Source organism: Gordonia sp. GN26, assembly GCF_054823965.1.
Genome location: NZ_JSYC01000170.1, coordinates 1 through 22,056 on the forward strand (window position 1 = coordinate 1; position 22,056 = coordinate 22,056).

21 protein-coding genes are annotated in these 22,056 nt (G+C 68.3%); 14 read left to right on the top strand and 7 right to left on the bottom strand.

What is annotated here, in order from left to right; translation table 11 throughout:
* The 8 genes from OK17_RS21900 to OK17_RS21935 form a co-directional block, all read left to right on the top strand.
* Positions 1-892 (top strand): alpha/beta fold hydrolase (locus tag OK17_RS21900; protein WP_461418749.1); only part of this gene is annotated, 892 nt, incomplete at its 5' end.
* Positions 893-926: 34 nt separating this feature from the next.
* On the top strand, positions 927-1,415 hold the full coding sequence (gene rraA, locus OK17_RS21905; RefSeq protein WP_232718350.1) for a ribonuclease E activity regulator RraA: 489 nt from the start codon (positions 927-929) through the stop codon (positions 1,413-1,415).
* A gap of 58 nt (positions 1,416-1,473) precedes the next feature.
* A complete protein-coding gene (locus tag OK17_RS21910) occupies positions 1,474-3,027 on the top strand; it encodes a succinic semialdehyde dehydrogenase (RefSeq protein WP_461418750.1) in 1,554 nt (517 codons plus the stop codon).
* A 58-nt stretch (positions 3,028-3,085) separates the two neighbouring features.
* Positions 3,086-4,306, top strand: coding sequence for a PQQ-dependent sugar dehydrogenase (locus OK17_RS21915; RefSeq protein ID WP_461418751.1), 1,221 nt, complete (start codon positions 3,086-3,088; stop codon positions 4,304-4,306).
* Between the two features lie 2 nt (positions 4,307-4,308).
* Complete coding sequence (locus tag OK17_RS21920) at positions 4,309-5,127, top strand: cyclase family protein (protein WP_232718353.1); 819 nt, start codon at positions 4,309-4,311, stop codon at positions 5,125-5,127.
* Between the two features lie 19 nt (positions 5,128-5,146).
* Entirely contained in the window at positions 5,147-5,998 is an 852-nt protein-coding gene (locus tag OK17_RS21925) for an alpha/beta fold hydrolase (RefSeq protein WP_461418752.1), read from the top strand.
* A gap of 246 nt (positions 5,999-6,244) precedes the next feature.
* Positions 6,245-7,342, top strand: coding sequence for a ferredoxin reductase (locus tag OK17_RS21930; RefSeq protein ID WP_232718355.1), 1,098 nt, complete (start codon positions 6,245-6,247; stop codon positions 7,340-7,342).
* Positions 7,343-7,400: 58 nt separating this feature from the next.
* Positions 7,401-8,801, top strand: coding sequence for a fatty acid desaturase family protein (locus OK17_RS21935; RefSeq protein WP_232718356.1), 1,401 nt, complete (start codon positions 7,401-7,403; stop codon positions 8,799-8,801).
* On the opposite strand, the gene OK17_RS21940 is transcribed toward OK17_RS21935, so the two are convergent.
* Together OK17_RS21940 and OK17_RS21945 are read right to left on the bottom strand one after the other, a co-directional pair.
* On the bottom strand, positions 8,802-9,386 hold the full coding sequence (locus OK17_RS21940) for a hypothetical protein (RefSeq protein ID WP_461418753.1): 585 nt from the start codon (positions 9,384-9,386) through the stop codon (positions 8,802-8,804).
* 98 nt (positions 9,387-9,484) lie between these two features.
* Positions 9,485-10,177 (bottom strand): DUF6474 family protein, encoded by a 693-nt coding sequence (locus OK17_RS21945; protein WP_232718358.1) that lies wholly within the window; start codon positions 10,175-10,177, stop codon positions 9,485-9,487.
* 116 nt (positions 10,178-10,293) lie between these two features.
* Here OK17_RS21945 and OK17_RS21950 point away from each other — a divergent pair, with 116 nt between their 5' ends.
* Positions 10,294-11,940 carry a TM0106 family RecB-like putative nuclease gene (locus OK17_RS21950; RefSeq protein WP_232718359.1) on the top strand — a complete coding sequence of 549 codons (1,647 nt, stop codon included), beginning with the start codon at positions 10,294-10,296 and terminating at the stop codon, positions 11,938-11,940.
* A gap of 33 nt (positions 11,941-11,973) precedes the next feature.
* Here OK17_RS21950 and OK17_RS21955 read toward each other — a convergent pair whose 3' ends face one another.
* Positions 11,974-12,861: a hypothetical protein gene (locus tag OK17_RS21955; protein WP_461418754.1), complete on the bottom strand. Its 888-nt coding sequence runs from the start codon at positions 12,859-12,861 to the stop codon at positions 11,974-11,976.
* A 346-nt stretch (positions 12,862-13,207) separates the two neighbouring features.
* Between OK17_RS21955 and OK17_RS21960 the strand changes: the two genes are divergently transcribed.
* The 3 genes from OK17_RS21960 to OK17_RS21970 all read left to right on the top strand — a co-directional run bounded on the left by OK17_RS21960 (position 13,208) and on the right by OK17_RS21970 (position 15,680).
* The gene (locus OK17_RS21960) at positions 13,208-13,783 is read left to right on the top strand and encodes an XRE family transcriptional regulator (protein WP_232718360.1); all 576 of its coding nucleotides are present in this window, start codon (positions 13,208-13,210) and stop codon (positions 13,781-13,783) included.
* Between the two features lie 182 nt (positions 13,784-13,965).
* The gene (locus tag OK17_RS21965) at positions 13,966-14,478 is read left to right on the top strand and encodes a hypothetical protein (RefSeq protein ID WP_461418755.1); all 513 of its coding nucleotides are present in this window, start codon (positions 13,966-13,968) and stop codon (positions 14,476-14,478) included.
* A complete protein-coding gene (locus tag OK17_RS21970; protein WP_461418756.1) occupies positions 14,469-15,680 on the top strand; it encodes an MAB_1171c family putative transporter in 1,212 nt (403 codons plus the stop codon). The genes OK17_RS21965 and OK17_RS21970 overlap by 10 nt, the downstream gene beginning before the upstream one ends.
* Here OK17_RS21970 and OK17_RS21975 read toward each other — a convergent pair.
* The 3 genes from OK17_RS21975 to OK17_RS21985 all read right to left on the bottom strand — a co-directional run bounded on the left by OK17_RS21975 (position 15,677) and on the right by OK17_RS21985 (position 17,951).
* Entirely contained in the window at positions 15,677-16,438 is a 762-nt protein-coding gene (locus OK17_RS21975) for an SDR family NAD(P)-dependent oxidoreductase (protein ID WP_006358859.1), read from the bottom strand. The genes OK17_RS21970 and OK17_RS21975 overlap by 4 nt on opposite strands.
* 118 nt (positions 16,439-16,556) lie before the next feature.
* Complete coding sequence (locus OK17_RS21980) at positions 16,557-17,279, bottom strand: TMEM165/GDT1 family protein (RefSeq protein ID WP_232718363.1); 723 nt, start codon at positions 17,277-17,279, stop codon at positions 16,557-16,559.
* A gap of 150 nt (positions 17,280-17,429) precedes the next feature.
* Entirely contained in the window at positions 17,430-17,951 is a 522-nt protein-coding gene (locus OK17_RS21985; protein WP_006868036.1) for a hypothetical protein, read from the bottom strand.
* Positions 17,952-18,129: 178 nt separating this feature from the next.
* Between OK17_RS21985 and OK17_RS21990 the strand changes: the two genes are divergently transcribed.
* Both OK17_RS21990 and OK17_RS21995 read left to right on the top strand, forming a co-directional pair.
* Positions 18,130-20,250: an ABC transporter ATP-binding protein gene (locus tag OK17_RS21990; protein WP_232718364.1), complete on the top strand. Its 2,121-nt coding sequence runs from the start codon at positions 18,130-18,132 to the stop codon at positions 20,248-20,250.
* Positions 20,247-20,999, top strand: a complete 753-nt coding sequence (locus OK17_RS21995) for an energy-coupling factor transporter transmembrane component T family protein (RefSeq protein WP_232718365.1) — start codon at positions 20,247-20,249, stop codon at positions 20,997-20,999. The genes OK17_RS21990 and OK17_RS21995 overlap by 4 nt, the downstream gene beginning before the upstream one ends.
* Before the next feature lie 58 nt (positions 21,000-21,057).
* On the opposite strand, the gene OK17_RS22000 is transcribed toward OK17_RS21995, so the two are convergent.
* Positions 21,058-21,687, bottom strand: coding sequence for a superoxide dismutase (locus OK17_RS22000; protein ID WP_461418757.1), 630 nt, complete (start codon positions 21,685-21,687; stop codon positions 21,058-21,060).
* Positions 21,688-22,056: the final 369 nt, after the last annotated feature.

The following is a 22,056-nucleotide window of genomic DNA, read 5'->3' on the forward strand; positions in this document are numbered from 1 at the left end:
ATCGGCGCCGGGTGACTTCGTCACCGTCGGGGAGCACCGGCTGCACGTGCTCGACGAGGGTTCGGGTCCGCCGCTGCTGCTGATGGCGGCGTTGGGAAGCAACTGGTTCGACCTCGATCCGCTGGTGGCCCGGCTGTCGACGTCGTGGCGGGTGATCCGCTACGACCGTCCGGGGTACGGGTTGTCGAGCCCGGTCGGGCGGCAGCACCTCCCGACCCTGCTCGGCGAGGTCGAACGGATGGTCGCGGTCCTCGAGGCCCGCGGTGTGACCGAACCCGTCGTCGTGGTCGGACATTCGCTGGCCTCGCTCTATGTGGAGGCCTTCGCCCGGCAGTACCCCGGCCGGACGGCGGGCGTGGTCGTGCTCGACGGCTCCTATGTGCTCGTGCCGTGGCGCCTGGTGCCGCTGTCGTTCCGGGTCGGGAACGCACACCGGCTCATGGGTGTGGCCCGTGCGGTGACGAGTCGCGTCGGCATCCAGCGGTGGCCGAGCCTGCAGGTGTGGAAGCGGGTCGTACCGGCGCCTCCCGAGGGCCGCGGTGAACAACAACGCCGTTGGGGAGCCCGCATCTTCGGGCAGCCGCCGTTCCTGCTGGCGATGCTCGTCGAGAACGCCGCCTTCGGTGCGATGAACAAGACCCTGCGCGGCCTGCGTCGCACCGCCCCGATGCCCCGAGTACCGGTCGTCGTGGTGGTCGCCTCGTCGACGCTGCGCGGATGGCGGGTGTTCTGGGAGTGGAAGCAACGGCGCTATTCGGACATCCTCGGCGCCGATGAGATCGTGGTCCTTCCGCAGGCCAAGCACTTCCTGGTCTCCGAGCGGCCCGACGAGGTCGCGGGGATCATCGACGGTCTCGTTGGAGAACGGCAGCCCGAACCTACCCGGGAGTAACCCGAAACTTGCGGTAACACCTAAACTGGTCCGCATGAGTGACCTGACCTTCACCCCGACGGCTGATCTCGTCGACGAGATCGGGGCCGACGTCCGTAGTTGCGACACCCAGTTCAACCAGTACGGCGGGAACCGCGAGTTCGTCGGCCGCGTGACCACGGTCAAGTGCTTCCAGGACAACGCGCTGCTGAAGTCCATCCTGAGCGAGTCCAACCCCGGCGGCGTGCTGGTCATCGACGGCGACGCCTCGGTGCACACCGCGCTGGTCGGCGACATCATCGCCGAACTCGGCCGGTCCAACGGCTGGGTGGGGATCATCGTCAACGGCGCCATCCGCGACGCCAAGGCCATCGGCGGGATGACGATCGGCGTCAAGGCGCTGGGCACCAACCCGCGCAAGTCCACCAAGACCGGCGCCGGCGACCGCGACGTGCCGCTGACGATCGGTGGCGAGACCTTCAACCCGGGCGACATCGTCTACTCCGACGACGACGGCATCGTGCTCGTCAGTCCCGAGAGCTGATCGCCCGGTCTTCGACCGTCCATCGCAACGCCCCGAGCCTGCACTGAGGAGACCCGAAATGCCGAAGCCCACCTCCGAATATTTCGCCCGTCTCGGGGCCCTCGTCGCAATCGACGACGCCGCGAGCCGTCCCACCCGGTCGGTGCTCGAGGCCTTCAGCGGCACCGAGATGGCCACCATCCCGGTCGCGACGGCCGAGGACCTCGAGACCGCGGTCGCCCGCGCGCGGCAGGCACAGCAGGGGTGGGCCGCCCGGACCCCGGCCGAACGCGCCCAGGTCATCGACAAGTTCTCCGACCTCGTCTTCCGCAACGCCGAGTCGTTGATGGACATCGCGCAGGCCGAGACCGGCAAGGCCCGGATCTACGCGCAGGAAGAGGTCATCGACGTCGCGATCACCGCGCGTCACTATGCGACCGCCGGACCCAAGCTGCTCGCCGACCGCAAGGTCAAGGGCATGCTGCCCGGCGCGACCAGTGTCCGGGTGCGTCACCTGCCCAAGGGCGTCATCGGCGTCATCAGCCCGTGGAACTATCCGCTGACGCTGGCCGTGTCCGATGCTGTCGCCGCGCTCGTCGCCGGCAACGGCGTGGTGATCAAGCCCGACAGCCAGACCCCGTACTGCGCTCTCGCTCTCGCGGAGCTGCTCTACGAGGCCGGCCTCCCGCGTGAGCTCTACGCCGTGGTCCCGGGACCGGGTGGCGTCGTGGGTCAGGCGATCATGGCCTCGACCGACTACGTGATGTTCACCGGCTCGTCGGAAACCGGTGCCACCCTCGCCGAGCAGGCGGGTCGTCGGCTCATCGGTTTCTCGGCCGAGCTGGGCGGCAAGAACCCGATGGTCGTCACCGCGAACGCCGACATCGCCAACGCCGTGCAGGGTGCTGCGCGCGCCGCGTTCTCCAACTCCGGTCAGCTGTGCATCTCGATCGAGCGGATCTACGTCGACAAGCGGATCGCCGATGAGTTCGCCGAGCGTTTCGCGGCTTTTGTCTCGATGATGAAGCTTTCGGGCACATACGATTTCACCGCCGACATGGGTTCGCTGGCGTCGGCCGCGCAGATCGACACCGCGGAGGCACACGTCCAGGATGCGGTCGCCAAGGGCGCCAAGGTCCTCGCCGGCGGCAAGCGGCGTCCCGACCTCGGCCCGTTCTTCTTCGAGCCGACGGTGCTGACGGACGTCACCGACGACATGGTCTGCTACGGCAACGAGACCTTCGGGCCGGTCGTCTCGATCTACCCGGTCGACTCGACGGATGAGGCCATCAAGCTCGCCAACGACACCGAATACGGGCTCAACGCAAGCGTTTTCGCCGGCAGCAGCGCCGAGGCACAGGCTGTCGCCGAGCGGCTGCGGGCCGGCACCGTGAACATCAACGAGGGATACGCCGCCGCCTGGGCGTCGACCGCCGCGCCGATGGGCGGCATGGGAATCTCCGGTGTGGGCCGACGCCACGGCGAAGAGGGCCTCCTCAAGTACACCGAGGCGCAGACCATCGCCGAGCAGCGCTTCATCGGCATCGACCGGGCCCCGCTGGTCCCCAAGAACGTCTACCGGGCCATCACGCCGACCGCGGTTCGCGCACTGAAGTACCTGCCCGGCCGCTAGATCTCGATCTCGCCGTTTCGCCCTGACCCGACGCCGCGTCGCGGTTACGGTGACTCCTGTGATCCGGACACGTCGTGCACACAGGAAGCTCATCCGACCGGCGGCCAGGGGGCTCGCGGCGATCACCGCATCCGCGGCCGTGCTCGTCGGGATGTCCATCGCCGCCCCGGCGGCTCAGGCGCAGGCGCCGCTGCAGGTCTCGACGGTTGCCGACGGCCTGACCATCCCGTGGGGCGTCGTCGTCGCACCGGACGGCACGGTGTTGACCGGGGAACGCTCGGGGAAGTTCCTCGCCGTGCGCCCCGACGGGAAACGGGTGAACGTCGCGGCAGACCTGTCGAAGATCTTCGCGGTCAAGGAAGCCGGGCTGATGGGTCTCGCCATCGACCCGCGCTTCTCCGACACCCGACGGGTGTATTCGTGTCAGGCGGAATACACCGTGCCGGGAGCGTTCACGCTGCCCGGATCGGTCGCCGACCTCCCGATCCCGGCGCCGCAGACCGGCCAGACCATCAAGGTGGTGTCCTGGCGGGTCAACGCGGACTGGACCCAGATGGCCCGGGAACGCACTCTGCTCAGCGGCATCCCGGTCACCTCCGCCGGCCGACACGCCGGATGCGGTCTGGCCGCCACCGCCGACAGTATCTGGGTCGGCACCGGTGACTCCGCCACCCCGTCGGTTCCCCAGGACCGGAAGTCGCTGGGCGGCAAGGTGTTGCACATTCGCCTCGATGGCACCCCGGCGCCGGGCAATCCGGACTCGCGCAGCCCGGTGTACAGCCTCGGCCATCGCAACATCCAGGGAGTCGCCGTCGCCCCCGGCTCCGGCCGCGTGTACGTGGCCGAACAGGGCACGAGCCGCGACGACGAGCTGAACCTGATCGTTGCCGGCGGCAACTACGGTTACAAGCCGGACCGCGCCCCGCTGATCTACGACGAGTCGGTACCGATGACCGACACCCAGCGGGTGCCGGGCGCGATCGGGCCGGTGTGGTCGTCGGGGAACTCCACGATCGCGACGCCGGGCATCGCCTTCCTGCCCGACACCGGGTGGGGACCCTACAGCGGAGGACTCGTGCTGACCGCACTGAAGGGGAAGCGACTGGTCTTCCTGAAGCTCTCCGACGACGGGCGCCGCGTCGTGTCGAAGACCGAGGCCCTCGAACAGAAGCACGGCCGTCTGCGGAGTGCCGCCGTGGCACCTGACGGATCGCTGGTGCTGACCACAAGCGATGGTGACAGAACCGATCGCATCCTGCGGGTGCGCTGGGAGGACTGACCGTGTGCGACGAGACGATCGTGCGTCACGCACACGAGGAGGCCCAGCGGATGTCGCGGCGCAAGGCGATCCGGGTCGCCGCGGGCGTGGCGACGGGTGTGTCGGCGGCGGCGGTGGCCGCCGGGGTCGGGGTGACGGCCATGGCCCATGCGGCGCCCGGTACGGGGGCAGGTCGTCGGGTCGTCGACCTGACCCACACGCTGTCCTCGTCGTTCCCGCTGTGGCCCGGCGAGCCGCCCGTCGTGACGGTTCCGACCTCCCGGGTCGGCCCGGGCAATTCGGGGTTCGCCACCAACTGGATGTCCTTCGCCGAGCACAGCGGCACCCACGTCGATGCGCCCGCGCACAAGATCGGGAACGGCATCACCGTCGACCGGATCGACCCGCGCAACCTGGTGGCGCCGCTTGCGGTCATCAGCATCGCGGGGCACGCGCGCAGGAACCCGCGCGCGAGACTGAGCGAACGTGACGTCGCGGACTGGGAGAAGAGCCACGGCCGGATTCCGCGGGGTGCGCTGGTCGCCTTGCACACCGGCTGGGAGCCGCGAACGGGTGGCGCGCATGCGGCCGGTTTCTCCGGTGACGTGGTCGACATGCTCGTCGCCGAGCGCCAGATCGTGGCCATCGGAACCGACACCCTCAGCATCGACATCTTCGACGAGACCGCAGCCCACACCGCGATTCTCGGGGCCGGAAGATATGCGGTCGAGGCCATGGCCGAGCTCGAGGCCGTCCCACCCCTCGGCGCCACGGTGATGGTCGGGGCGCCGAAGTTCGCCAACGGGACCGGAGGCCCCGCCCGCGTCCTGGCCATGGTGTGACGGCGATGGCGGGAGACCGGTGACGCCCGAAACGCTGACCACATTCCGACGCGGTCCGTACACCTTCGACGTGCTCGACGCCGGTCCGCGCGACGGGGAACCGATCGTGTTGTTGCACGGATTCCCGCAGCGGGCGAGCTCGTGGGATCTCGTCGTTCCTCTGCTGCACGACAAGGGGTTCCGCACGATCGCCCCGGACCAGCGCGGCTACTCGCCCGGGGCGCGACCCACCCGACGCCGGGACTATGTCCAGGGAGAGTTGGTGGCGGACGTGCTGGCGCTGCTCGACGCCGCGGGGGTCGACGATGCGCACGTCGTCGGACACGACTGGGGTGCGGCGGTGGCGTGGACACTCGCGGCCCATCACTCCGACCGGGTGCGGACGTTGACCGCACTGTCGGTTCCGCACCCCGGTGCGTTCCTGCAGGCGATGCCCCGTGGACAGTTCCTCCGGTCCTGGTACATGCTCGCGTTCCAGATCCCGGCGCTGCCCGAGAAGTTGCTCGGGCGGTTGATGACCGCCCGGCCGGATTTCGGTGTGCGCATGGGACTTCCGGAACCGTTCGCCTCCCGCATCGTTCCGGACGTCGCGGAGTACGGGGCGTTGCCCGGCGCGTTGGGCTGGTATCGGGCGATGCCCATCCCAGACAAGAGGTCGACGCCCCGGCAGGTGCGGGTTCCGACGACGTACCTCTGGGGCGACCGCGACATCGCCCTGGGCAGGGTCGGTGCGCAACTGTCCTCGGGATGGGTCGACGCCCCGTACGACTTCGTCGTCCTGCCGGGTGCCGATCACTGGCTCCCGGAATCCCGGCCGGACGAGGTGGCGGCGGCGATCTGCAGGCGCATCGAGTCGTCGGCTGTCCGATAGGTCCCAGTTGTCGGAGAACGTATCCGGATTGATGCTTCGACCTGGGTTTAGATCCTGATCGCGTAGGTAATCCGGCCGATGTGAACCGATCTGATCGAGTGACCCACCCCGAGGCCCCTGAGGTCGTAGGGTCGGACCCAGATCGCTCGGAGGGTACCCATGGAGCAGCTCGTGGGAACGAAGAGGCAACCGACGACCGCTTGCGAGGTCTCGTGACACGAATCGAATTGCAACAAAGGCTTTTCCGTGGCTGAACGCGGCGCAACACCCAAGGTCTCCCCGCTGCGTCGAGGTTTCCTCGGCGCGATCCGGCACCTGTTCAACCCCCTGCACCCCGACGACTACCTGGAGCTGATCAACCCGCTCTGGACCACTCGGGAGCTGCGCGGGCGGGTCGTCGAAGTACGACCCGAGGGTGCGGATGCGGCAACGGTGTGGATCCAACCGGGCTACGAGTGGCCGGGCCACCAACCGGGACAATATGTGCGTCTCGGAGTGGTCATCGACGGGGTGTTCCATTGGCGCGCTTACTCGTTGACCTCCGACCCCCACCCTCGTGACGGTCTGATCAGCGTGACCCCGAAGCTGGTGGAGGAAGGCAAGGTCTCGCCCTACCTCGTCCGCGGCATCCGCCCGGGGGAGATCGTGCGGCTCGGTGAGATCGAAGGCGTGTTCACGCTGCCCGATCCGCTGCCGGAGAAGATGCTGTTCATCAGTGCGGGCAGCGGCATCACCCCGATCATGAGCATGCTCCGCGACCTCGACCATCGCGATCGGGTCGATGACGTGGTCGCGATCCACTCGGCGCACAGCGACGAGCAGGTGATGTTCAAGTCCGATCTCGAGTCGATGGACGAGCGGCACGGCGGATTCGATCTGACGTTGCGCATCACAGGCCGGGACGGCCGGATCAAGGCGACCGACCTCGACGAACTGTGTCCGGACTGGCGTGAACGGCAGGTCATGTGTTCCGGACCCCGTGAACTCCTCGACAGTCTCGTCGAGCATTTCGAGTCCGAAGGCGTCGGCGACCGGATCCATCTCGAACGTTTCCAGCCGATCATCGGCGGGAACGCGGGTGAGGGAGAGGGGGGCACCGTCCGGTTCACGCGCAGTGACACCGAGGTGACCTGCGAGCCGGGCCAGCCGATCCTCGTCGCAGGCGAGGAGAACGGCATGCAGCTGAAGTTCGGCTGCCGCATCGGTATCTGCCACACCTGCACCGGGGTTCTCAAGCAGGGGAGCATCCGGGATCTGCGGACCGGCGAGGTCAGCTCGCCGGAGGGATCGAGCATCCGCATCTGTGTGAACACCGCAGAGGGAGACGTCGACGTCGAACTCTGACCCAGGGTCAGACCGAGACCACCGACCGAAGGTCGGACACGACCGGAAGGACCAGAACATGACAACCACCGATTCCGGACAGCGCGTGACCAATCCGTTGGCGCACCTCGATCAGGAGACGATCGACAAGCTCGCCGAGGAGTTCGACGCGATCCACGATGAGGTCTACGGGGACCTCGGCGACCGCGACCGGCGCTACATCAAGACCGTCATCGCCACCCAGCGGCAACTCGCCGCGCTGGGGCGCATCGTGTTGCTCAACTCGCGTTCGCGGGGAGCCTGGGTCGCAGGTACGGCGTGCCTCGGTATGGCCAAGATCCTGGAGAACATGGAGATCGGCCACAACGTGATGCATGGACAGTGGGATTGGATGAACGATCCCTACATCCATTCCTCGGTGTGGGACTGGGACACCGCCTCCACCGCCGAGGCGTGGAAGCACTCCCACAACTACATCCATCACACGTTCACCAACATCCGCGGTAAGGACAAGGATCTCGGCTACGAGATCATGCGGATCGACCCGAACCAGAAGTGGCATCCGGTCTACCTGCTCCAGCCGTTCTACAACGTCCTGCTCACCGCGTTCTTCGAATGGGGTGTCGCGCTACACGATCTCGACCTCGAGGCGATCCGACGCGGCGAGAAGCCGATCTCGGAGCTGACCAGGGATCTCAAGGGCATCGCGGGCAAGATGCGTCGCCAGGTCGTGAAGGACTACATCGGCTGGCCGGCGATCAGTGCGGGCGCATTCCTGTTGAGCCAGGCCGCGACCGGCGGTGCGATCCGTCAGCCGTCGACCTCGCGGATCGGCAACGCGATCCGACGACGCGGCGGGCGACGGGGGAAGGCCGCGGCGAAGTTCGCCGATCAGGTCCTGCCCGGTGCGGAGAGCACCTTCCTCCGCACGCTGACCGCGAACTTCACCGCCAACATCATCCGGAACGTCTGGGCGCACGCCATCATCTTCTGCGGCCATTTCCCAGACCAGACATACACATTCAGCAAGGAAGAGACCGAGAACGAGACCCGCGGCGGCTGGTACGTCCGCCAGCTCGTGGGTGCGGCGAACATCGAGGGCAGCCCGCTGTTCCACATCATCAGCGGCAACCTCGGCTACCAGGTGGAGCACCACCTGTATCCCGACATGCCCAGCACCCGGTACTCGGAGGTCGCACCCAAGGTGAAGGACATCTGCGAGCGCTACGGATTGCCCTACAACACCGGGCCTTTCGGACAGCAGTGGGGACAGGTCCACCGCACCATCGCACGCCTGGCATTCCCCGGCGGCAAGGCCCGCCCGAAGCCGGGACCGTACCACCGGCCGCCGCACTCGCGGGGCGAGGAACCGGGTCCGAGCGAAGCCGCACGTTTCCGTGGACGGCTACCCGCCGAACACCCGAACGCCGGACCCGAACACGAGTCGGGCGGCGTCGAGGTCTCACCCCCGCCGCGGTAGTTACCGGCGCAGGATGCGCCGCAGCACCACGAACACCAGCATCGCCACGACCGCCGCCAGCCCCGCGTAAGCGGGGGTGAGGTTGGTCGTCGGCGGTTCGGTGGGTGCGCCGGACCGCAACTGCGCGAAAGTGGCTCGCGCGGCATCGGATTCGGCGACGACGTCAACCGGCGGATGCGTCGGTGTCGGCGTGGGAGTCGCCGGCGCCGCGGGCGCGGGAGTGGGAGTCTCGGCGGCGGGGGCCTCGGTGACGGGAGGCGCCGACTTCGGCGGCGCCTTCTTCGCGGGGGCCTTCTTGGCGGGCGCAGCGCTCGCGGCCTTCTTCGCCGGCGCCTTCTTCTGGGCGGCCTTTTTCGCGGGTGCCTTCTTCGCGGCCTTCTTGGCCGGCAACTTGTCGCCGCCGGATTCCGCCGCGGCCTTCTTGGTAGGCGCCTTCTTGGCCGGGGTCTTTTTCGGCGCAGGCTGATCGGGAGCCGGCGCGGGATCGGCCGCAGCCGACTCCGGGGGAGTGATGGGGAACAGGGTCGGTTCGTCGTTGTCCGCACCGCCGTCGGACGGCGTGACGTTCGGCTCCTGCTCGGTCATACGGCGCTCCCTTGCGTGTGTCCCGGTCGTGCGTGTGTCTCCGGGGTGTGCGCGCAGGGGAGACCCCCGACGCGACGCGTGGAACCCATCTTAGAGGTTCAGGATCGGACGCCGAGCCTCGCGAGAATGTCGGCGTCGATGGCGACGAGTTCGTCGTCGATCGACTGGTGAGCCGTCCGGCGCTGTGCGGCGGACATGGTCTCGGCCGCGCCGACCGCGACGTCGAGATTGTCCAGACGCTGGGTCATCGCCGCGACGAAGTCCTTGGCGTCGGCGCTGGTGTCCTGCGCGACGACCTTGTCCAGGGCGGTGCGCGTCGTGGCGATCCGCGCGGACAGGGCGGCACCGTGGCCGCTGAACTGGCGCAACACTTCTGGCGACACACCTGCACGACTGGCCTGCAGTGCCGAGAGCTGAGCGCGACCGGCGACCGCGGCCCGGTAGGCGATCGGGACGGCGATGGGAGCCACGAGGCGGGCGACGGTGAGGTAGCGCTTGACGCTGGCCGGGCTGAACACCTTGGCGTCGGCGGCCGCCTTCGCCTCGGCACCGACCTTCTTGGTCTCGGCCTTGACCACCTTCTCCTGGGCCTTCGCCAGCTGCTTGGCGGTCTTGCGCTCGGCCTTCAGATCCTTCTGGAGGTACTTGTGCTCGGTCTTGCGACGAGCCTTCTGTTCCTTCCGCCGGTGCTTGGCGTCGAACTTCGCCTCGAGCTTGGCTTTCGTCTTGAGAGCCTTGGCCTCTGCGCGGCGCTGAGCGCGAGACCTACCGTCGGAGGACAACAAACCCATCGAATGACCTTTCGCTGCTGCCGAGTGGACCGCTGCGGGCGTGGTAACAAGTACAAGCATGACACGTGGCCCGGTGGGGCCACGCGTCCGACTGCTCGAGCCGAGAAAGGGATGGCGTGGCCTCTGTGGTGTTGTCGCCGCGCGATCTGGCGGGTTGCGAGCACCGGGTCGCTCTCGACTTCGGTCACGAGGGGCGTCCCGGTACCGAACCCGACCCGCCCGGCGTCCAGCGACGCAAGGAGGCCGCGGCCGACCATCGGGCCGCGGTCCGTGATCTGCTCCGCGGTATCCACAGCGATCAGCCGGGTGCGTTCGTCGCCATCGATCCGGAGTCCCGGGCCGTGGACCGGGTCGCCGCCACCATGAAGGCCTGCGACGAGGGTGTCGCGTGGATCTGGAATGCGGCGCTGCCCACCGATGTCGAGCACGGGCGTCGCGGCCACGCCGAACTCCTGGTGAGGGTGGGCGACGGTTACGTCCCGGTCATCGTCGTCAATCACCGGATAACCCAACCCGCGAAGACCGCCCCGGATCCGAGCCGTCCGCCGACGCTGGTCACCAGCCCGCTCTGGGGTTGGGCGCCCACGCCCGACCCGTATCGCACCGCCCGGCCCAACCGGCGCGACGCCCTACGCCTCGCCCAGCTCACCGCGATGCTGGTCGAGATCGGTCGCGCCCCGTCGTCGGAGAGCGGTGACCTGCGCGGCGGCGTGATCGGCGTCGACGCCGATTGCATCGTGGTGCACGACACCGGCGCAATGCTCGACGACTACAACGAGGTCCTGGACCGGCGCCGGGCGATCGCAAGCCAGCAGGTGCCGACCGAACCGCGGCGCGTCGCCGAATGCCGGTCGTGCCCGTGGTGGGTGAAGTGCGGCCCGGAACTGGAGGCCGTCCGCGACGTGTCGCTCGTCGCCACCGGGAACCAGGGCACCGCACTCATCGAGGCGGGCATCACGACGATCGACCAGCTCGCCGCGCACCGCGGGGATCCGCCGGAGAACTGGCCGGGCAGTGCGCGATTCGACGATGCGGTGATCGGTGCGATCGCCTGGCTGACCGGAACCGAACTCGTCCGGCGCCTGGACACCCCGCGGGTGTACCGCGCCGACGTCGAGGTCGACGTCGACATGGAGAGCTACGGCGAGCACGGTGCCTACCTGTGGGGCACGCTGCGCACCGACACCACCGCGCCCGACGAGCCGGTCGTGTACCGGCCGTTCGTCACCTGGGACCCGTTGCCCACGCGCGACGAGGCGAGGTCGTTCGCCGAGTTCTGGGCCTGGCTGACGGCCGAACGGCTCGCCGCCCGGCAGAGCGGGAAGACCTTCGCGGCGTACTGCTACTCACAACAGGCCGAGAACCGTTGGCTGCTGGGTTCGGCCGACCGGTTCGCCGGCGAACCCGGTATCCCGACGCGCCGCGAGGTGGAGGCGTTCATCGCCTCCGACGAGTGGGTCGACATCTACGAGGCCGTCGGCGAGAACTTCATCTGCCCCCGCGGCAAGGGTCTGAAGCGGGTCGCGCCGGTCGCCGGGTTCGCCTGGCGCGATGACGACGCGAGCGGCGAGGCGTCGATGGAGTGGTACCGCGCCGCGGTCGCGCTGGGCGGTGGACGCCCCGATCTCGGTCAGCGCGAGCGCCTGCTGGAGTACAACGAGGACGACGTGCGGGCCACAAAGGTGTTGCGGGAGTGGATCTCCGGGAGCGCCGTCGACGACGTCCCCCACGAACGCGATCTGCTGGCCCGGACCGACTACTGATCTGCCGGGTCGGTGGGACGAGTCCGGGGGACGTCAGGAACGCAGGGTGCGCAGGGAGTCCAGGAACGATCCGCTGCCGAACAGGGCGACGGCGCCGAGCAGCATCAGGCCACCTGGGGCCACCCCGACCAGGAACTTCTTGACCCCGGTCAGGATCGTGTCGGGGGACGAATCCGGCAATGCCTGAGCTGGACCGTCCGACGGTCCTCGGGGGTTCGGCACCGGCGCGGCGGACTCGTCGGAGTCGGGCGAATCCCCCTCCGGCGATCCGGCATTCGGGGTCTCGCCGACGCGGGGTGCCGATGCTCCGGCGCCTGCGGGTGCTCCGGCGCCTGCGGATGCTCTTGCGGCGGGTGCTGCCGGCGGTGCCGCTGGGGCGGGCGGACCGCTGGGGGCGGCGACGGTCGGGACGGCGTCAGGGGCCGGAGGCTTTCCCTCTCCGTCCCGCGGCGGGGTGGCGGCGCTCGGGGGCAGCGGAGCCGACGGCAGGTTCGGCCGGACGTTCACCGGCGGCGGGGGGATCACGATCCCGGTCGTCGAGGGCTCCGTCGACGACCCGGTTGCCGAGGTCTCTGACGTCGCCGAAGTGCCCGAGCTCTCCGATGCGGAGGATTCCGGCGTCGAGCTCCCGGTTCCCGGGCTGCTCGTCGTGGTGGTTCCCGACGGTGTCCCGGGGCCCGACGGGGTGCCGGTCGGCGGGGAGACCCCGAAGTCGTCGTCGGAGTCGTCAGCATCGTCGCTGTCGTCAGCATTGTCGGAGTCGTCGTCGGCACTGTGTGCGCCGTAACCGCCCGAGTCGGAATTGCCCGACCCGCTGTTCCCCGGTCCGGAGTCGCCGGAACCGATCGGGGCCGTCGAGGCGATGCCGGGAGCAAGAGCGAGGAACGCGATCATCGCCAGGGCGGCACAGAAAGATGCCACGGATCGACGCCGCCGGCGGCTGTGGCGAGGCGCCGGAATGCGGTGGGTCATCGATCGGCTCCGGGCGTACAGTTGTGTGTGAGGTCCAAGGGGGCGGGACGGGATCTCGACGCCCTCCGGGCGTCGCAGTGAGGTCCCCAGACCATGTGTCGTAAGCAGTCCGACAACGTGTTACCCCCCGAAATGTGAAGAACGCCACACTAACGTTCGTTACATCATCACCACAGGTGATACGCATGGCGTGCGACGGTCCGGTACGTTCTGACCGTACCGGTCGTTGCAACGGCCGAGTGCAGCGGGCTTTAATGTTTGCAAATTCAAGTTTCGCATTTCGGAGAAGATGGTCATGACTTCAGAAGGGGCGGAGAAGCCCATGGGCGACACCGGACGCACCGACTCCGATCGTTCGAGAACGAAGGAATCGGATGCACTCGATCCGGGGTTGTTCGCCCGGCGACTCGAGGAGCTTTTTCGGACCGTTCCCGGTCCGAACGGGAGGGCATACAGTGCCAAGGCGATTGCGGCGCGGTCGACGGAGCGGGGGTTCCGTCTGGGTGAGTCGTATCTGAGCCAGTTGCGATCGGGGAAAGCCAAGTCCCCGTCGTTCCGAACCGTCGAGGGAATCGCGGCCGCATTCGGGGTCGACGTGCATTACTTCCTCGAGGATCGGGCCGCGCAGCGCACCCGCGACGAGATCGATCTGATGCGGTTGCAGGCGGACACCAACGTGCAGTTGGCGGCATTCCGCCTTGCGGGACTCTCGAGCGATTCGGTCACCGTGGTGAACGAACTGATCAAGGTACTGCGCGAGCAGCAGGGGCTGCCGAAGGATCCGCCGGACGTCATCGCGGCGGGACTCAGCGACGAGAAGCCGTCGGCTGATTCGCGTCTGCGTGTGGTCGGGGAGACGAGCGAGGGCTGACCCGGTTCTCGGCCTGACGGTCGAGACCGCGTCGCACCGGTCGCCGGGCGTCGGACACGAGGATGGGCCGTGGGGTGTCGGCCCAACACCAGTCCGAACCGGTGACCGCCTCGTGGCGTTCTCTTCCGCGCCCGGTGGACACAAATCGCGTGCCCTTGCGGCGTCGTGGTTCGATTGTGCACATGCGTCGATCCGAGCGTGCTCTGCGGGTGCTGTGTCGCACCGCGTTGCGTGGACTCGATCTCGATCTCCCGCTGGACGTCACGCAGTTGTGTGACCGCTACGGCGAGCGACGGGGTCGTCCGATCCGGTTGCTGGCCCATCCGTTGCCCGCGGGTGTGCCCAACGGGATCTGGTTGGCGGCCGCCGACGCGGACTACTTCTTCTATCAGGCGAACACCTCGCCGTTGCATCGCGACCAGATCGTCATCCACGAGTTCGGGCACCTCATCGCCGGGCATCAGATGCTCGGCGAGGTGTCCGTCGAGGGGCTGGCCGCGCTCACCCAGGATTCGTCCGACGCGGCACTACGTCGTACCTGCTACTCGGATGACCGTGAGTGGGAGGCCGAGATGCTGGCGTCGATGATCCTCGCCTGGGCCGAAGACGCCAGCACCGGCGTCGGCAGTACAGTCGCGCACGACGAGCTACGGGGCCTCCAGCGATTGCTGGGTGGGCACCGCGGATGGCTGTGACCGGGTCGGCCGCCACGGTCGTCGTCCTCGCCCAGGGCGTCGAGGCGGGTATCGGCATCGTCAATGCGCTTGCGGGCGTGGTCTTCGCGATCGCGTTCTGCTGGCGACTGGACCAGATCCGCCGGGCCGGCTGGGGACTCCAACCGCTGGCGATGATGGTCGCGGTCGCATCCTTGACCGTCGCCTTCGTGGTGGTCGACGAGACGGTGGCCTCCACGCTCAACACCAGGGGATTCGAAGGACTGTCGAGGGTGGCGTTCTACGCGCTCCTCGCGATCGGGGTGGCCGCGCTGGTCGTGGTGTTCTTCTTCCCCGACCGGGTGTCCCGCGAACGACGCGCAGGCTGGGAGGCGCTGCCGCTCGTCGCGGCGCTCATCGGTCTCCAGATCACCATGCTGGTGATCCCGGAAGAGATCCGGACCGAGACCATCAGCGAATGGACCGTCCAGAACTGGGGTTTCGCGCTCTTCATGCTGATCGCGAGCGGCTACCTCACATACGGCTTCCTGGCCTGCGTCAACAGTGTCCGGAAGTTCTATGCGACGGCCGACGGGTACCTGCGGGTGTCGCTGGGTCTGCTGATGGCCGGACTCGGGTTCCTGGCGCTCGGCGCGATCGCGCAGATCGTGTTCGTCGCGGTCAGTGCGACCAATGTCGCGAGGTCCCCGTGGCTCGTCACCACCAACCGGGTCCTGGCGATCATCGGGGTCGTGTCGTTCCTGCTCGGCATCAGCTACCCGATGGTCTACTCCAGGGTTCAGACCCTCGTGGCGAACCGGCGCCGTCGTCGACTCGACACCGAACTCCTGCCGTTGTGGCGCCTGGTCACCGGCGCGGTACCGGAGGTCGTCCTCCCCGGTACGGGGCAGCTGTCGCCGACGACGCAGCTCCACCGCCGTGTGGTCGAGACACGTGACGCGTTGACACAGCTCAGCCCGTATCTGCCGCCGGTGTTCGAGTACGCCCAGGCCGACGTGCAGGTTCGGTTGCTGCGCACCGCGGTGGCGGAGATGAGGGCGGCGGCCGACGGGTCCGGAGACAAGATCAGCGGCGCGGTCCGCGACCTCGCCCCCGCCGACGGCGAGGGTCTGGAAGCGGATGCCGCACCGCTGATCAGGTTGTCCGAGGAGCTGATGGCGACCGAGGGTGCCGAGGTGGCGTCCGTCGGTCGATCAGCCGAGGACCGGGATTCGGGACTCTAGCGCGGAGCCATCCGGATCGCGCCGTCCATGCGGATGGTCTCGCCGTTGAGGTAGTTGTGCTCGACGATGAACTCGGCCAGCTGTGCGTACTCGTCGGGCTCGCCGAGACGCTGCGGGAACGGGATGGCCTCGGCCAGGGTCTTCTGGAACTCAGGGGTGACGCCCGCGAGCATCGGGGTGCTGATGGTGCCGGGGGCGATGGTGCAGACGCGCACACCGATCCGGGCGAGGTCGCGGGCCGCCGAGATGGTCATCGCGTGGACGCCGCCCTTCGACGCGGCGTACGCGATCTGACCGATCTGGCCCTCGAAGGCAGCCACCGAGGCGGTGTTGATGATGACGCCGCGCTGGCCGTCACCGTCGATGGTGGACTCCTCCGACATGCGGTTGGCGGCCAGCCGCATCACGTTGAAGGTGCCGACCAGGTTGATGTCGATGACCTTGCGGAAGAGGTCGAGTTCGTGGGGGCCGTTCTTGCCGAGGATGCGTGCGGCCCAGCCGACGCCGGCGCAGTTGACGGCGACACGCAGAGGTGCGCCGGACTCGGCGATCGTGTCGATGGCGCCCTGGACCTGCGCTTCGTCGGTGACGTCGGCGGCGATCAGGGTGACGCCGTCGGTGGGTGCTGCCTTGTCGATCGAGGCCTGCAGGTCGAGGCCGAAGACCTGTGCGCCTGCGGCGGCGAAGCGACGGGCGGTGGCTGCGCCGAGGCCCGATGCCCCGCCGGTGACCAGAACGGAAGCGCCTGAAACGTCCATGGGTGAAGTAGTCCTTTCGCGGTACCGATTGCCGCCGGACCCGTGTCCCGGTAGTGGACGACGTGCACCGGCGCGGGGTGCACGTTCACGATAGTCAGCTGTTGCGGGGTGTCCGCGTTCAGCCCTCGTGTACACCGAGCGAACGCTCGGGAACGGCTGCTTCGGAGTCGGAGTCGGCGCGGAGTCGCCGGTCGCGACGGATGAGGAACGTGCCCACGCCGATGATGACGACGGCCGCGGTGATGGTCGCGGCGATCATCGGGGTCGACGCCCCGGCCAGGCCGGTCGCGGTGAGCCACATCGCGAAACCGAAGAACAGGACGGCCGCACCGATCGCGATGACACGCTCGGGAAGGTGCTTGCCGAGCAGGACGCCCACGCCGATGGCCAGGGCGTCGGCGGCCACCATGCCCACGGTGGAACCGATCCACACGCCGAGCCAGTCGTGGTCGGTGGCCAGGGTGATGGTGGCGAGCATGGTCTTGTCCCCGAGTTCGGCGAGGAAGAAGGCCGACATCACGGCGAGGAACACCGAGGCGCCGACTCGCGTCGCGCGGTTCTGGTCCTCGTCGTCGAGGCGGTCTCCGTAGATCGTCCACAGGCCGAAGACGAGCATGGCGAGGCCGGCCAGGACCGACATGAGATCGGCCGGTAGCGACATCCCGAGGAAATGACCGAAGAACACCGAGGCGGCGTGGACCGCGGTGGTGGCGACGGTGATGGCGAGGAGGACGACCCACCAGCGGTACCGCAGGGCGTAGGTCATCGCCATCAGCTGTGACTTGTCGCCCAGTTCGGCGACGAAGATCACGCCGAAACTCAGGAGCAGGGCAGCAATCACGAACGCCAGGTTAGTGAGCCCTAACTGGCGAATGCAACTCGTCAGTAACCCGTATCTGTGCAGGTCGGGGGCACAAAACCTAAAGTTCGGCGACCCTGATCCAGACGTGTGGGCGACCCTGGAGAACGCCTTCGCCGAGACCTCGGGGCCCTAAGCTGCGAGAAGCATGGCGAGCACCGCGGTGTCCGGGTCGGCGTTGGGGTCGATGCCCACCTCGTTGCGGAGGTTCACCACCGTCCCGTCGGCCTCCGCCTCGGCCCAGCCGGCCCGGTGCTCGAGCCCGAGCTCGGGGAGCCCCGGCAGCAACACACATCCCGACGCGACCTCGGAACACTCCGGCAGCGACGGACGGGTCTGCGACGGCGGATGCAGCATGACGAGCGCCGGGGGATTGTTCAGGAACTTGCCGGCCTCGACGAAGCTGTCGTCGACGACGTTTCCGATCGCGACCATCATCCCGACCGTGTCCTCGCCGCCGTGCGGCGGACGTTGCTCGACGACGCCGAAGATCGTCGTGGTCGGGAGGAAGCCGGGCCGGCACGCGATCCGCACCGAACCGACGAGGGTCTGCGTCCACTCGAGAGTGGACTCCGGCCAGCGGCCCGAGATGAGGATTCCGTTCAGCGTGCCCTCATGCTGGAACGGGGTGAGTCCGATCGGAATCGACTGCATCGTGTCCTACCTCCAATCCGGGTGGGAGACCTGGTCATTGGGACCCAGGACCGCCGAAGATCACCCGTGTGAAAAGAATCCACCGCAGGGACGAAACGGACAAGCCGAACCACGTTCTTGTGACGGTTCGTTTACATGCGATCAACCGACGGCTCCGGGACCCAGGCACACTGGACCGGTGAAGAACTCGCCCCCGTTGCGTCCGATGGAGTTCGCGTCCGTCGCGATCTTCGGCGGCCTGACCGTCGCCGCGGTGGTCATCGCCTCGGTCATCCCGCTGGCGCAGGCGGCCGGGCTACTCGCCCCGGTTCCTCTTGCCCTCATCGCGGCCCGTACGCGGCCGCGTGCACTGCTCACCGCCACGGTGGCGACCACGGCGGTCGCGTTCGCGATGGCGGGGACCGGCGCCATGGCCACCGTGCTCGGTTCGGCGCTGATCGGCGGGATCGTCGGCGACCTCAAGCGCCGCCGCCGCGGGCTCGGGGCGCTCGGACTGGCCACGCTGGTGGCCTCGCCGCTCCTCGGTGGGGTCTCCGTCCTGATCCTCTGGGTCCTGGTGCCCCTGCGTGAGCTGACCATCGAGGCGATGACGAACTCCCTCCACGGCGTCGCGAAGTGGCTGCGCGGGTGGGGGCCCACCGATGCCGTGGCCGACGCACTCGACTCGATGAGCCGCAGCATCGCCGGCCACTGGTGGGCGTGGATCTGGATCTCCGGAACGGTCGGCACCGCGATCTCGCTGCTCGCCGCCTGGTGGATTCTCGGCGGTGTGATCGCGCGACTGCGCGACGTGCCCAGCGAGGACACACTCACCTCCGACGGGCCGGCGTCCACCGCAACCGAAGTCGCGCCGCTGCCGATCGTCGCCGAACGTGTCGGCTTTGCCTACAACCCGGACGCGAAACCGGTTCTCCACGACATCGATCTGCGCATCGAGCCCGGTGAGTTCGTGGCGGTCGTCGGCGCCAACGGTTCGGGTAAGTCGACACTCGCGAAGATCCTGGCCGGCCGTGCCCCGACCACCGGCGTCGTACACCGCCCGGGTCTCGCCGGGCTCGGCGTACACGGCGGCACCGCGCTCGTCCTGCAGCGCCCGGAGATCCAGATGCTCGGTTCCCGCGTCGCCGACGACGTGGTGTGGGGTCTGCCGCCGGATGCCGACGTCGACGTGGAGGCGCTCCTCGCCGAGGTCGGCCTGACCGGTCTCGGCGACCGCGAGACCACCGATCTGTCCGGCGGGCAGCAGCAGCGCTTGGCGGTCGCTGCGGCCCTCGCCCGCGATCCACAGCTCCTCATCGCCGACGAGGTCACCTCGATGGTCGACCCGGAGGGCCGCGGGCAGCTCCTGCATCTGCTGGCGACGCTACCGGCCCGACGCGGGATCGCGGTCGTGCTGATCACCCATCGCGGCAGCGAGGCCGCGGCCGCCGACCGCGTCATCCACCTCGAGGCCGGCCGGGTGGTTCCGCATCCGCCGCACTGGATGCCGGATCCCCACCTCGACCTCGACCATGCTTCGCCGACCGGATCGTCGACGTCCCTCGCGGCACCGGGGCCGCACATCGGCGGGCCGCTGCTGGTGCTCGACCACGTGGGATATGCGCACCTACCCGGGTCGCCCTGGGAGGTCGTGGCCCTCACCGACGTCACGCTCACCGTGTATCGCGGCGAGGGGTTGCTCATCGTCGGCGGCAACGGGTCGGGCAAGACGACCCTCGCCTGGATCATGGCGGGCCTCCTGTCGCCGCGCACCGGAACGTGTCACCTACTCGACACCGCCGGAAAGTTCACTCCCGCAGCCGGTTACGACGCCGGGGAGCCGGTCACCGAGCATGTCGGCGCGGTCGGTCTGGGTTTCCAGCACGCGCGCCTGCAGCTGCAGAAGGTCACCGTCGCCGACGAGATCATGGCGGCCGGCGGCGAGAAGGTCGGGACCGCCGAGGTCGCCCGCGTTCTCGAACTGGTCGGTCTGCCCCGGCAGATGGCGGCCGGCAAGGTCGATTCCCTGTCGGGCGGCCAGATGCGTCGCGTCGTGCTCGCCGGCCTCATCGCCCGCAACCCCGACATGCTGGTGCTCGACGAGCCGCTCGCCGGTCTCGACCCGTTGGCCCGAGAGGAGATCGTCGCGCTGCTCGCACGCCTGCGTGCCGAGGGCATGACCATCGTGATCATCTCGCACGACTTCGAGTCGCTGGACTCGGTGTGCACCCGCCGCGTCCGGCTCGTCGACGGGCAGTTGCTGCCCGACACCCATCAGAACGTCGATCAGCCGTCCGGCTGGGACGGAGGAGCCCTATGACCATGCGCACGGTTCCGTTGCGGCAGGTCCCCGGCGATTCCTTCGTCCACCGGTTGTGGGCGGGAACCAAGCTGGTGATCGTGCTGATCCTCGGCATCATGACCTGGGTGCTGCCGTCGTGGCCGGCATTGGGGATGGTGGCCGCGATCGTCATCGTCACCGCGCTGATCGCCGGGATCCCGTTGGGCGCCATCCCCCGTCCACCGTGGTGGTTCTGGGGGTTGATCGGTATCGGCGTCGCCTTCAACGTCTCGTTCGCCGGTCTGCACGGCGGACTGGTGTTCCTCCGGGCGGTGACCCTCGCGCTCGTCCTCGTGGCGAGTTCGATCCTCGTCATCTGGACCACCCCGATGGCCGACGTCGCGCCGGCGATCGCACGGTTGATGCGACCCCTCCGGCGGCTGCGTCTGCCCGTCGATGAATGGGCCGTCGCAATCGCGTTGTGCCTGAGGGGACTTCCGCTGCTGATCGAGGAGCTGCGCATGCTGCGCGCCGCGCACAAGCTGCGGCCGACGGCAAAGGGGCGCAGCGATCATCCGTCGGCGGAGATGGGGATCATGGATCTCATCACGGCCGCCATGTCATCGGCGCTGCGTCGTAGCGCGGAGATGGCCGAGGCGATCACCGCCCGCGGCGGCACCGGTCGTCTCACCGCTCATCCGGCCCGGCCGGGACGCGCAGATCTGCTGGCGCTCATCGCCATCGCCGTCGCCTGTGGTGTGGCCGTCGCGGTGACGCTGATCTTCTGACAAACGGCGCCGGCCACCCGAAGGTGACCGGCGCCGTTGGTGTCTGGCGAAGGGAAGATCAGGCAGGCACGATGAGGCCGCTGCCCTGGGTCTTCGCGCGACCGTAACGCTCACCGGCGTCGGCCCAGTTGACCACGTTCCACCAAGCCTTGACGTAGTCCGGCTTGACGTTCTGGTAGTCGAGGTAGAAGGCGTGCTCCCACATGTCGAGCATGACGACCGGGATGATCGCGGCGGGGATGTTGCCGCTCTGGTCGGTCAGCTGCAGGATGACCAGCTTGCCACCGATGGTGTCGTAGCCCAGGATCGCCCAGCCCGAACCCTGCAGGGTGGTGGCAGCGGCGGTGAAGTGGGCCTTGAACTTGTCGAAGCCACCGAACTGCTCGGTGATCGCTGCCGCGAGATCACCCTCGGGCTCGCCACCGCCGTTGGGCGACAGGTTCTTCCAGAAGATCGAGTGGTTGGTGTGGCCGCCCAGGTGGAAGGACAGGGTCGCCGACAGTCCGTAGACCTTTCCGGCGATGCTCTCGTCCTCGCGGGCCGCGGCCAGCTTCTCCAGGGTGTCGTTGGCGCCCTTGACGTAGGTCGCGTGGTGCTTGCTGTGGTGGAGCTCCATGATCCTGCCGGAGATGTGCGGCTCCAGTGCCGCGTAGTCGTAATCCAGATCCGGCAAGGTGTATTCAGCCACGATGTTCCTCTCTGAGGTGCTTTCGTATTCCCTGTTCACACGTGGGTCCGCCGATTGTGTCGGCGCCACGCGGATGTTTCCAGCCTTCCCCACACCATGGGTGATTGCAACAAACAGGCCCGAAGAAATATCAAGTGCGGTTGAAGATCACAGGCTTAGATGAATGCGAGCGCGACGATGACGGCCAATAGGGCGACGATGCTCAACGCGATGGTGCGGCAGCTTCTCGCGACGTCGTAGTTCGCGCGCGGTGCGCCGCGAGGAGTCCGGAGGGAACCTCGATAGTCTCCGGTCGCGTGCGTCGCCATTGTCGCCTTTCATCAGCGGATCGGCTCGGCACCCCGGCATCGTCGGCCCGAGGGCCGGCGG